General features: G+C 63.0%; 11 protein-coding genes. 8 read left to right on the forward strand and 3 right to left on the reverse strand.

Going from position 1 to position 11,182, the window contains the following annotated elements:
• Positions 1-259, reverse strand: a 259-nt coding sequence (locus tag NP534_RS22710; RefSeq protein ID WP_274100187.1) for a LysR family transcriptional regulator, incomplete at its 3' end; no start/stop codon positions are given.
• A 93-nt stretch (positions 260-352) separates the two neighbouring features.
• On the opposite strand from NP534_RS22710, the gene NP534_RS22715 reads away from it, so the two are divergent.
• Positions 353-784, forward strand: coding sequence for a multidrug/biocide efflux PACE transporter (locus NP534_RS22715; protein ID WP_186660342.1), 432 nt, complete (start codon positions 353-355; stop codon positions 782-784).
• Positions 785-793: 9 nt separating this feature from the next.
• Here NP534_RS22715 and csiR read toward each other — a convergent pair whose 3' ends face one another.
• Positions 794-1,489 carry a DNA-binding transcriptional regulator CsiR gene (csiR, locus tag NP534_RS22720; RefSeq protein WP_047583363.1) on the reverse strand — a complete coding sequence of 232 codons (696 nt, stop codon included), beginning with the start codon at positions 1,487-1,489 and terminating at the stop codon, positions 794-796.
• Positions 1,490-1,684: 195 nt separating this feature from the next.
• On the opposite strand from csiR, the gene glaH reads away from it, so the two are divergent.
• From glaH to NP534_RS22740, 4 genes are all read left to right on the forward strand, one after another.
• The gene (glaH, locus tag NP534_RS22725) at positions 1,685-2,662 is read left to right on the forward strand and encodes a glutarate dioxygenase GlaH (protein ID WP_274100188.1); all 978 of its coding nucleotides are present in this window, start codon (positions 1,685-1,687) and stop codon (positions 2,660-2,662) included.
• 22 nt (positions 2,663-2,684) lie between these two features.
• Positions 2,685-3,935 (forward strand): L-2-hydroxyglutarate oxidase, encoded by a 1,251-nt coding sequence (gene lhgO / locus NP534_RS22730; protein ID WP_274100189.1) that lies wholly within the window; start codon positions 2,685-2,687, stop codon positions 3,933-3,935.
• A gap of 145 nt (positions 3,936-4,080) precedes the next feature.
• Positions 4,081-5,472: a GABA permease gene (gene gabP / locus NP534_RS22735; protein ID WP_274100190.1), complete on the forward strand. Its 1,392-nt coding sequence runs from the start codon at positions 4,081-4,083 to the stop codon at positions 5,470-5,472.
• Positions 5,473-5,583: 111 nt separating this feature from the next.
• Positions 5,584-6,477 carry a PA4780 family RIO1-like protein kinase gene (locus NP534_RS22740; protein ID WP_033697531.1) on the forward strand — a complete coding sequence of 298 codons (894 nt, stop codon included), beginning with the start codon at positions 5,584-5,586 and terminating at the stop codon, positions 6,475-6,477.
• 46 nt (positions 6,478-6,523) lie between these two features.
• Here NP534_RS22740 and NP534_RS22745 read toward each other — a convergent pair whose 3' ends face one another.
• Positions 6,524-7,165 (reverse strand): TetR/AcrR family transcriptional regulator, encoded by a 642-nt coding sequence (locus NP534_RS22745; protein ID WP_274100191.1) that lies wholly within the window; start codon positions 7,163-7,165, stop codon positions 6,524-6,526.
• 126 nt (positions 7,166-7,291) lie between these two features.
• On the opposite strand from NP534_RS22745, the gene NP534_RS22750 reads away from it, so the two are divergent.
• From NP534_RS22750 to NP534_RS22760, 3 genes are all read left to right on the forward strand, one after another.
• Complete coding sequence (locus NP534_RS22750) at positions 7,292-9,328, forward strand: NADH:flavin oxidoreductase (protein ID WP_274100192.1); 2,037 nt, start codon at positions 7,292-7,294, stop codon at positions 9,326-9,328.
• 96 nt (positions 9,329-9,424) lie between these two features.
• A complete protein-coding gene (locus tag NP534_RS22755) occupies positions 9,425-10,735 on the forward strand; it encodes a M24 family metallopeptidase (protein ID WP_274100193.1) in 1,311 nt (436 codons plus the stop codon).
• A gap of 15 nt (positions 10,736-10,750) precedes the next feature.
• Positions 10,751-11,182, forward strand: a 432-nt coding sequence (locus tag NP534_RS22760) for an ATP-binding cassette domain-containing protein (protein ID WP_443201093.1), incomplete at its 3' end; no start/stop codon positions are given.

Here is an 11,182-nt window from a genome sequence, read left to right on the forward strand (position 1 = left end):
GACGCTCTTCCGATCTCTCGATGCCAGCGCCGGGCTCGAGGATCGCTTCGACGTGCGGCATCACCTGTCGGCCTGCGGCATTGAGCGTGGGGTGGCGGCCTCCTCGGTCGAACAGAGTGCAGCCGATATCGGCCTCGAAATTGGCAATGGCGATGCTGACGGTGGACTGGCTTTTCTTGAGTTTGCGCGCCGCCGCAGAAAACGAGCCGAGTGAGGCAGCTTCGACAAAGGCAAGCAAGGCTTCCGGTGAGTAGCGCATAGGTATTGATAAAATCGATGGGTGCTATGTCGCGAGTATCTGTTCTATCAAAGAAAATAGAAAGCACGTCTTAAGCAATCGATGGAATTAGTAATGAAAAAGGTCTCTTTCACCGAGCGTATGGTCCATGCGGTGGGTTATGAAGTGTTCGCCGTGCTGCTGTGCGCACCGCTGTTGTCCTGGGTGCTGGGTAAGTCTTTGGCCACCGCAGGCACACTGGCGGTCACCCTGTCGGTAATCGCCATGGTGTGGAACATGGTCTACAACGCAGTGGTCGACCGCTTCGTGCAGACCGAGCGGGTTGACTGGAAAGCCCGGGCGCGCGTGGTGCATGGCCTGGGCTTCGAGGCGGGGTTGGTGGTGTGGTGCCTGCCTGTGGCGGCCTGGATGCTGGATATTTCGCTGCTGCAGGCGTTCATGGTCGAGCTGGGCTTCTTTGTGATCATCCTGCCCTACACCGTGGTGTACAACTGGGTGTTCGACAAGCTCCGGCACCATGTGGCCCAGCGCCAGGCAGCGGCCTGAAGGCCGCCGCTACGACCGCCCGATGCCCTCGGTGTGCATGATCTGCGCAATGATCGGCACCGGGGTCATCAGGTGCGAGTGCATCATGGCGCTGGCGCGCTTGGCGTCGCGGGCCAGGATCGCCTCGACCAGCGCCGAATGCTCCTGGCGCTTGAGCTCAAGCGCCTGCTCGGAAAACACCGTCTGCGTCAGCCACAAATGGCGGTAACGCTCAGCCTGGTCGAACAGGTAGGTGCGGGCCTGCAGCAGGTGCTTGGAGCCGCACCCCGAGGCGATGGCGGTGTGAAACGCCTTGTGCCGTTCATCCCACACATCCAGCCGTTGCTCGCGGGTTTTCACCTCCACCACTTTGGCCAGGGTATGCGAACAGGCCAGCACCGACGCTTCCCAAGCGTCGTCGCCGCGTTCGATGGCCAGGCTGATGATCATGGCTTCCAGGTTGGCGCGGGCATCGTAGATGTCGTTCATCTCCGCCAGTGACATGGGCGCGACACGGTAGCCTTTCTGGCTGATGACAATCACCAGGTGCTCGGCCACCAACTGCGAAAGTGCTTCGCGCAGCGGCCCCACTCCCAGTTCGTAGCGGTCCTTGAGGGTGCTCATCAAGAGCTTCTCCCCAGGCTTGAACACGCCGCGGATGATGTCCTTCTTGAGCCTCTCATACCCGCTGAATGCTGAGTTTTGTCGGGGAGCGAGCGCTTCCAAAGTCCTGTTCCTCAAAACGTTTTGCCGATCATACCGAAACCGCTGGCGGACGAAAAACAATGGACATACAGGATGTTTATCTTCGTTTTATAAAAATGTAGACATTTTTAGCGAGTGGCGATATTTTTGCTTCGCCCGCACTGATCCAGATCACGACTGGACCGTGCCATCTCCTTTTTCTGCCAGGACCTAGCCATGAACGCTTTTACGCAGATCAACGAACCTGTGCTGCCACTGCCGCTCGAACCGCGTGGTTACACCATCGCCCCGTCGAAGCAGTCGCCTCGTCTGCTTGAACTGACCTTTGCCCGCGAGACCGTGCAGGCGTTCGTCGAGGCTGTGGCCCAGTGGCCGGTGCAGGCGCTGGAATACAAGTCGTTTCTGCGTTTTCGGGTGGGCGAGATCCTCGACGAGCTGTGCCAGGGCACGCTGCGCCCGGTACTGCTCAACACCATCCTCGACCGCGCCAGCGGCGGGATGCTGATCACCCCGCTGGGGCTGGATGACGTGGGCCAGGCCGAGGACATGGTCAAGTTCACCACCGCCTGTGCGCACCTGATCGGTCGCTCCAACTACGATGCCATGAGCGGCCAGTACTACGCCCGCTTCGTGGTGGTGAACAGCGACAACTCCGACAGCTACCTGCGTCAGCCGCACCGCGTCATGGAGCTGCACAACGACGGCACCTTCGTGAACCAGATCACCGACTACGTGCTGATGCTGAAAATCGACGAAAGGAACATGGAAGGCGGCAACTCGCTGCTGCTGCACCTGGACGACTGGGAGCAGTGCGAGGCGTTCTTCCGCCACCCGCTGGCGCGCCGCGAGATGCGCTGGACCGCGCCGCCCAGCAAGAACGTGGCCCAGGACGTGTTCCATTCGGTATTCGACAACGACGCTGAAGGCCGGCCCACCATGCGGTACATCGACCAGTTCGTGCAGCCGGAAAACTTCGAGGAAGGCGTCTGGCTGAACGCCTTGTCCGAATCGCTGGAGGGCAGCGATAAGAAACTGTCCGTGCCGGTGGCGGTGGGCAGCTTCGTCTTGATCAATAATCTGTTCTGGCTCCACGGCCGCGACCGCTTCACACCGCACGACGGCCTGCGCCGCGAGCTGATGCGCCAACGCGGCTATGTCGCCTTCCCCAAGCCGCTGTACCAGCGCGGCCAGTAAACACGGCGCGGGAGGTAACACTGTGTACGATTTCATCATCATCGGCGGTGGCATTGTGGGCATGTCCACCGCCATGCACCTGATCAAGGTGTACCCGGACGCCAAGATTCTCCTGCTGGAGAAGGAGTCCGGCCCGGCGCGCCACCAGACCGGGCACAACAGCGGGGTGATCCATGCCGGGGTGTACTACACCCCCGGCAGCCTCAAGGCGCGCTTCTGCCTGGAAGGCAACAAGGCAACCAAGGCCTTCTGCACCCAGCACGGCATCGCTTTCGATGAATGCGGCAAGCTGCTGGTGGCCACCAACGACTTGGAAATGCAACGCATGAAGGCGTTGTGGGAACGCACCGCGGCCAATGGCCTGGAGCGCCAGTGGTTGTCGGCCGACGAGCTGCATGAGCGCGAGCCCAATATCGTCGGCCTGGGCGGGATCTTCGTGCCCTCCAGCGGCATCGTCAATTACGCCGAGGTGACGGCGGCCATGGGCCGTGAGTTCCAGCGTGCCGGTGGCGAGATCCGCTACAGCGCCGAAGTGGTCGGCCTCGAGGAGCGCGCCAGCGAAGTGGTCGTGCGTACCCGCAGCGACGAGGTGCACAGCCGCTTCCTGGTCACCTGCTCGGGGCTGATGGCCGACCGCGTGGTGAGCATGCTTGGCATCCGCACCCACTTTGTGATCTGCCCGTTCCGCGGCGAGTACTACTTGCTGCCCAAGCAGCACAACCAGATCGTCAACCACCTGATCTACCCGATTCCGGACCCGTCCATGCCGTTTCTGGGCGTGCACCTGACGCGCATGATCGACGGCACCGTGACCGTGGGCCCCAACGCGGTGCTGGCGATGAAGCGCGAAGGCTACCGCAAGGCCGACGTCAGCGTGGCGGACATGTTCCAGACCCTGACCACTCCCGGCATCCTCAAGGTGTTGGCCAAGAACCTGCGCCCGGGCCTGATCGAGATGAAGAATTCGCTGTTCAAGGGCGGCTACCTCAAGCAGGTGCAGAAGTACTGCCCGAGCATCACCAAGGATGACCTCACGCCTTACCCGGCGGGTGTCCGGGCACAGGCGGTGTCACGCGATGGCAAGCTCATCGACGACTTCCTCTTCGTCAATTCGGCGCGCAGCGTGAACGTCTGCAATGCGCCATCGCCTGCCGCCACCTCGGCCATACCGATCGGCGCCTACATCGTCGAGAAGGTCTGCGCACAAGTCGCCCTGCAGGGGGGCGGCTTGCCCAAGCCAGACCTGGCTGGCAAGCAGTGCGCTGCCGGCTGAGCAGGCCGGCAACCCCAGCGGATCTGCGTTTCGTTTTACTCAACCCGCCTGGCCCTACTCACCATTTAGGGCCGGGTGGGCTTTTTCGCGCCCGTGTTCGCTAGACGGCGCAGCGCGGGCATGACAAGAACAAGAAGGTAAGGCCATGCAAACAGACAAGAACAATTTGAGTCATGGGTTGAAATCGCGGCACGTCACCATGTTGTCCATCGCCGGGGTGATCGGCGCCGGCCTGTTCGTCGGCTCCGGTCGGGCCATCGCCGAGGCCGGGCCCGCCACCATCCTCGCGTATATCCTGGCCGGTGGGCTGGTGGTGCTGGTCATGCGCATGCTGGCCGAAATGGCGGTCGCCTCACCGGATACCGGCTCGTTTTCCACCTATGCCGACCTCGCCATCGGCAAGTGGGCCGGCTATACCATCGGTTGGCTTTACTGGTGGTTCTGGGTGCTGATCATCCCCATCGAGGCCAACATTGCCGCCACCATCATCAACACCTATGTGCCGCAGATGGAGATCTGGGTGCTGTCGTTGGTGATCACGCTGCTGCTGACGGCCACCAACCTGTTCAGCGTGAAGAACTACGGCGAGTTCGAGTTCTGGCTGGCGCTGGTCAAGGTCATTGCCATCGTCGCCTTCATCATTCTGGGCGCCTGCGCCATTTTCGGCCTGCTGCCCAGCGCCGGCGTCAGCGGTGTTTCGCGCCTGTGGGACACCGGCGGGTTCATGCCCAACGGCTTCGGCGCGGTACTCAGTGCCATGCTGATCACCATGTTCTCGTTCCTTGGGGCCGAGGTGGTGACCATTGCCGCCGCCGAGTCGGACGAGGCGGGCAAGCATATCTCCAAGGCCACTAACTCGGTGATCTGGCGGATCACGCTGTTCTACATCCTGTCGATCTTCATCGTCATCGCGCTGGTGCCCTGGACCGACCCGCGGTTGGCTACCGAGGGCTCCTACGTCACGGTGCTGGATACGCTTGGTGTGCCGCATGCCAAGGCCATCATCGACTTCGTCGTGCTGACCTCGGTCACCAGTTGCCTGAACTCGTCGCTGTACACCGCGTCGCGCATGGTCTATTCGCTGAGCCGTCGTGGTGATGCGCCGGCCTGTGCCCAAGTGACCAGCCGCAGCGGTACGCCGATTGTCGCGGTGCTGCTGTCCACCGGTGCGGCGTTTCTGGCGGTGATCGCCAATTACCTGGTGCCGGCCAAGGTGTTTGGCTTCCTGATGGCAAGCTCCGGCGCCATCGCCTTGCTGGTATACCTGGTGATTGCCATTTCCCAGCTGCGCCTGCGCAAGCGCCTGACGGCGCAAGGCAAGACACTGAGCTACCGCATGTGGCTGTTCCCATGGCTGACCTGGGCGGTGATCCTGTTCATCAGCAGTGTGCTGGTGGTGATGTTGCTGCGCCCGGACCATCGCCTTGAGGTGGTTTCCACCCTGGTGCTGGCGGTGTTCGTGGTGTGCTCGGGGTTGCTGATCACGCGCCGACGGGCGCGGGTCGCGGCAGGCTGCGCCGTGGGGCAGGGCGCCTAGGCGGCCGGTAACAGACGAACGTTGCATCTCAGACGAGCAAGATCCATCAGGCTGTGAGAGGATGGCCGCCACCTCCACGGCTCGGCCACAGGACCCCAGAACTCAAGCCTGATGAAGACTCCAAAAAGAATCGAACCCCTGATCGAAGACGGCCTGGTCGACGAAGTACTGCGACCTCTGATGAGCGGCAAGGAAGCTGCGGTCTACGTGGTGCGCTGCGGTACCCAGGTGCGCTGCGCCAAGGTCTACAAAGAGGCCAACAAGCGTAGTTTCCGCCAGGCCGCCGAGTACCAGGAAGGCCGCAAGGTCCGTAACAGCCGCCAGGCCCGGGCCATGGCCAAAGGCTCCAAGTACGGCCGTAAAGAGGCCGAAGATGCTTGGCAGAACGCCGAAGTGGCGGCCCTGTTCCGCCTGGCCAGCGCCGGTGTGCGGGTGCCCAAGCCTTACGATTTCCAGGATGGCGTACTGTTGATGGAGCTGGTGACGGACGCCGACGGCGACGCCGCCCCGCGCCTCAACGATGTGCACCTGGAAGCCGAAGAAGCCCGCGAATTCCACACATTCGTCATCCGCCAGATCGTCCTGATGCTCTGCGCAGGGCTGGTGCACGGCGACCTCTCCGAGTTCAACGTGCTGCTCGGCCCTGACGGCCCGGTGATCATCGACTTGCCACAAGCGGTGGATGCAGCCGGCAACAACCATGCCTTCAGCATGCTGCAACGTGATGTGTCGAACATGGCCCATTACTTCGGCCGCTTCGCCCCGGAGCTCAAGGACACCCGCTATGCCCAGGAAATGTGGGCGTTGTTCGAAGCGGGCGAACTGAAAGCGGACAGCCCGTTGACCGGCGTGTTCGCTGACGACGACGAGGAAGCCGACGTGGATGGCGTGCTGCGTGAAATCGAAGCCGCGCGGTTCGATGACGCCCGCCGCCGCGCCGCCTTGGCGGACGCCGAGCGTGGCCCGGTCAAGGGTGAAGAACCCCCTCCGCCCTGGATGCAGTAGTCCATTGGGGCCGCCTGGCGGCCCAACCCTGTGGCGCTGGCGAGGTTCAGTTCGCTGGCGGCACAAACCCGTTGCGCTGGTAGAACCGCTCCAGTTCATGGGCCTCAGGCTCAACCCCGGTGAAAATCCGCAGGTACTCTGGAATGAAGCGCATCCGCAGCGCCAGCGGTTCGTAGGTCTTCATGCTGATGTAGCCGATCTGCGCCAGGTAGATCGAGCGGGCGCGCGTGGCGGCGGCATCCTCGCTGAAGCCGAAGCGGTCGAACATCTGCTTCAGGGCCTCCATGCGCAGGGCGTCGGCCTCGACGATCTCGGCGGCTACCTGTTCCGACTGCAGGGCCCAACTGCGCATGGCGAATTCGAACTGCGAATCGAACAGTTCGCTGTTCAGCCAGCAATCGAACACATTGAGTATCGCCTCGCTGATCGACGCCGCATACGCCTGTGAATGGCTCACCAGGTTGCGGGTGTTCTTGCGCTTCCACTGCTCGATCAGCGCTGCCAGCAACGCCTCGCGGTCCTCGAAGTACCAATAGAAACTGGTGCGGGCAAGGTTGAGTTTTTTCGCCAGCGGCAATACCCGCACAGCATCCACCCCCGATTCCTTGAGGGTTTCGTAAGCGGCGTTCAGCCAGCTTTCGAGCGAGCCGCGGGCGGCGAGTTCTGGGGTCTTTGAAGTCATGTTCATGGGCGCATTCTTCCGTATCCATGGCAGGCTGGCAAGCGTAATGTACACCTGTGTCTAATTAATTGACACCTGTGTACATGGGGGCTAATGTCGTTTTTGCCTGATGCCCTGAACGCGAGAACAATCATGTCAAATGACCCGTTGCTTCAGCCGTACCAACTCAAGCACCTCACCTTGCGCAACCGCATCATCACTACCTCCCACGAACCCGCCTACCCCGAAGACGGCATGCCCAAGCAGCTGTACCGTGCCTACCATGTCGAGCGCGCCAAGGCCGGCGTGGCAATGACCATGACCGCCGGCTCCGCCGCCATTTCCCGAGACAGCCCGCCAGTGTTCAACAACGTGCTGGCCTACAAGGACGAGGTGGTCGGCTGGATGAAAGACCTCACCGACGAGTGCCACGAGCATGGCGCGGCGGTGATGATCCAGCTCACCCACCTGGGCCGGCGTACCCGCTGGGACAAAGGCGACTGGTTGCCGGTGGTGTCTTCGTCACACAACCAGGAGCCGGCGCACCGGGCCTTCCCCAAGCGCCTGGAGATCTGGGACATCGAGCGCATCATCAAGGACTACGCCGACGCTGCCGAACGCATGCAGGCCGCCGGGCTCGACGGCATCGAGCTGCAGGCCTACGGCCACCTGATGGACCAGTTCTGGTCACCGCTGACCAACGAGTTGCAGAATGTCTACGGCGGCTCCCTGGAAAACCGCCTGCGCTTCACCTTCGAAGTGCTCGCCGCGATTCGGCAGCGGGTAGGCGACGCGTTCATCGTCGGTATCCGCTACACCGGCGATGAAGTGCTGGCCGGCGGCTTGACCCGGCAGGAAGGCCTGCAGATTTCGCAGTTGCTCAAAAACAGCGGGATGATCGACTTTCTCAACGTGATACGCGGCAACATCGCCACCGACGCAGGCCTTACCGACATCATCCCGATCCAGGGCATGCGCAACGCCCCGCACCTGGACTTCGCCGGCGAGATCCGTTCGCTGACCGGCTTCCCGACCTTCCATGCGGCGAAGATCCCGGACGTGGCCACGGCCCGCCATGCCATCGCCGCAGGCCTGGTGGACATGGTCGGCATGACCCGCGCGCACATGACCGACCCGCACATCGTGCGCAAGATCATCGAAGGCCGCGAAGACCAGATCCGCCCTTGTGTCGGCGCCAACTATTGCCTGGACCGCATCTACCACGGTGGTGCCGCCTACTGCATTCACAACGCCGCCACCGGGCGCGAAACCAGCATGCCGCACGACATCGCCAAGGCGCCGGTGAGGCGCAAGGTGGTCATCGTCGGTGCCGGCCCGGCAGGGCTGGAGGCGGCGCGGGTGGCGGGCGAGCGTGGCCATGAAGTGGTGGTGTACGAGGTGGCCGACAAGGCCGGCGGGCAAATCCGCCTGACCGCGCAGTCCGAGCGGCGCAAGGAAATGATCAGCATCGTCGACTGGCGCCTGGCCCAGTGCGAGCGCCTGGGCGTGACCTTCCACTACAACGTGTGGGCCGACAGCCAGATCATCCTCGACGAGGCCGCCGATGTGGTCATCGTCGCGACCGGCGGGCTTCCCCATACCGAAGTGCTGGAGCACGGCAACGACCTGGTGGTGTCGAGCTGGGACATCATCTCCGGCGACGTGAAGCCTGGGCGCAACGTGCTGGTGTATGACGATGCCGGGGACCATGCCGCCCTGCAGGCCGCCGAGTTCATTGCGCAAAGCGGCGCACGCACCGAGATCATGACCCCCGACCGAACCTTCTCGCCAGAAGTCATGGGCATGAACCTGGTGCCCTACATGCGCACCCTACAGCAACTGGACACGACCTTCACCGTCACCTGGCGGCTGAAGGCGGTACACAAGGGCGAAGGCGGCCTGCTGGCCAGCATCGGCACCGACTACAGCGAGCTGCGCCAGACTCGGCAGGTCGACCAGGTGGTGGTCAACCATGGCACCCGCCCGCTGGACGAGTTGTATTTCCAGCTGTGCCCGTTGTCCAGCAATGAAGGGGCGGTGGAGTACATGGACCTCATTGCCGGCCGCCCGCAAACCGTGGCCCGGCGCAACGACGGGCGCTTCCAACTGTTTCGCATCGGCGACGCGGTGGCCTCGCGCAATACCCACGCGGCCATCTATGACGCGCTGCGCCTGGTGAAAGACCTCTGATCGGTACGCTGCACCTTAAAACAATAAACCCAGCACCACCCGCTGTTACTGCCCTGGCTCCAACAACGACAACGATATCCAGTGGAGAGTGTAACCATGCACATCGGTACCCAACCGACCGAGCGGCCCTGCCTGCTCGCCCCGTCATCCCTGCAGTTTCGCACCGACGCCAGCGTCACCGGCCATGCCCTGGCGCCGGTAGACAGCGGCCTGCTCGCGGCCCAGGCTGCCATCGACCGCAAGGCCCTGCGCGAATACCGCCTGCAGCGCATTCGCCAGCAACTGCGTGCGCACGACTATGGCGGCATCCTGCTCGCCGACCCGATCAACATCCGCTATGCCACCGACACCAACAACCTTGGCCTGTGGGTGATGCACTCGCCCAGCCGTTATGTGTTCGTGCCCACGGAAGGGCCGGTGGTGCTGTTCGAGTTCACTAGCAGCCGGCACAACAGCGAGCACGTCGAGACCATCGACGAGATCCGCCCGGCGCTGCCCTGGTTGTACTTTCTGGCCGGCCCCAGGGTCGATGAGAAGGCGGCCTTGTGGGCGGCGGAAGTGGCCGAGCTGATGCTGCGCCACAGTGGCGGCAATTGCCGTCTGGCGGTTGACCGTTGCGACCCGTGGGGGGCCGAGAAGCTCAAGGCCAAAGGCATCGCGCTGTTCGACGCCCAGCCGTTGATGGAGCAGGCACGGCTGATCAAGTCCGCCGAGGAAATCGCCAGCCATCGGGTGTCCATGGCCGTGTGCGACCTGGCCATCGCCCGCATGCGGGCCAGCCTGGTGCCGGGTATTACCGAAAACCAGCTGTGGAGCATCCTCCACGGCACCAACGTGGCCCAGGGTGGCGAGTGGGCCGAGAGCCGCCTGCTCAGCTCTGGCCCGCGCACCAACCCGTGGTTCCAGGACGCCACCGACAAAGTCATCGAGGCGGGCGAGATGGTCTGCTTCGACACCGACATGGTCGGCCCCGGCGGTTACCTGTCGGACATCTCGCGCAGCTTCGTCTGCCCAGGCAAACCAGTGACAGGGGCCCAGCGCGCGCTGCTCGACATTGCCTCGCAGCAGGTCAGCCATAACCTCCAGCTGCTGCGCCCGGGGCTTTCATTCCGCGAGTTCGCCGAGCACTGCTGGCCGGTGCCGCAGCGGTTCGAGCACAACCGCTACATGATGATGCTGCACGGGGTGGGCCTGGTCGACGAGTACCCCAGCGTGGCCTACGCCGTGGACTTTGCCGAATGGGGCTACGACGGCGTGTTCGAGGAGAACATGGTGGTCTCGGTCGAGAGCTACATCGGCGAGCAAGGCGGGCGCGAGGGCGTCAAGCTTGAAGAGCAGGTGCTGATCACCGCCCAGGGTGCGGTCAAGCTGTCGAGCACGCCGCTGGTCGACGACGACCGCTATTGAGGGGAGGGCCTGCACATGAAACCGATGAGTATCCCCCTGCGTCAGGTGCCGCCAGTGCCTGCAGTGAAGCCTGCGTTTCTGCGCCTGGAATCGCTTTACAAACAGTTTGGCAAATACGAGGTGCTGCACAACGTCAACTTCGAGATGAGCAAGGGCGAGGTCGTGGCCATCATTGGCCCCAGTGGATCGGGCAAGAGCACCTTGTTGCGCTGCATCAATCAGCTTGAGCCGCCGACGCGTGGGCGTATCCGCCTCGATGAGCTGGACATCGACGCCGCCACGCCGATGGCGCGGGCGGACCTTTTGAAACTGCGCCGGCGTATCGGCATGGTGTTCCAGTCGTTCAACCTGTTCCCGCACCTGACGGTGCTACGCAATGTCAGCCTGGCGCAGGTCCGTACCCTGGGGCGCAGTGAGCGCGAGGCCGATGCGCGCTCGATGCAGTTG

Source organism: Pseudomonas sp. 39004, assembly GCF_028682155.1.
GTDB classification, from domain to species: domain Bacteria; phylum Pseudomonadota; class Gammaproteobacteria; order Pseudomonadales; family Pseudomonadaceae; genus Aquipseudomonas; species Aquipseudomonas capeferrum.

Coding starts and splice junctions, on each gene's coding strand:
- NP534_RS22755 (WP_274100193.1), top strand. CDS start 9,425: ATGCACATCGGTACCCAACCGACCGAGCGGCCCTGCCTGCTCGCCCCG.
- NP534_RS22745 (WP_274100191.1), bottom strand. CDS start 7,165: ATGAACATGACTTCAAAGACCCCAGAACTCGCCGCCCGCGGCTCGCTC.
- gabP (WP_274100190.1), top strand. CDS start 4,081: ATGCAAACAGACAAGAACAATTTGAGTCATGGGTTGAAATCGCGGCAC.
- NP534_RS22715 (WP_186660342.1), top strand. CDS start 353: ATGAAAAAGGTCTCTTTCACCGAGCGTATGGTCCATGCGGTGGGTTAT.
- NP534_RS22740 (WP_033697531.1), top strand. CDS start 5,584: ATGAAGACTCCAAAAAGAATCGAACCCCTGATCGAAGACGGCCTGGTC.
- NP534_RS22750 (WP_274100192.1), top strand. CDS start 7,292: ATGTCAAATGACCCGTTGCTTCAGCCGTACCAACTCAAGCACCTCACC.
- glaH (WP_274100188.1), top strand. CDS start 1,685: ATGAACGCTTTTACGCAGATCAACGAACCTGTGCTGCCACTGCCGCTC.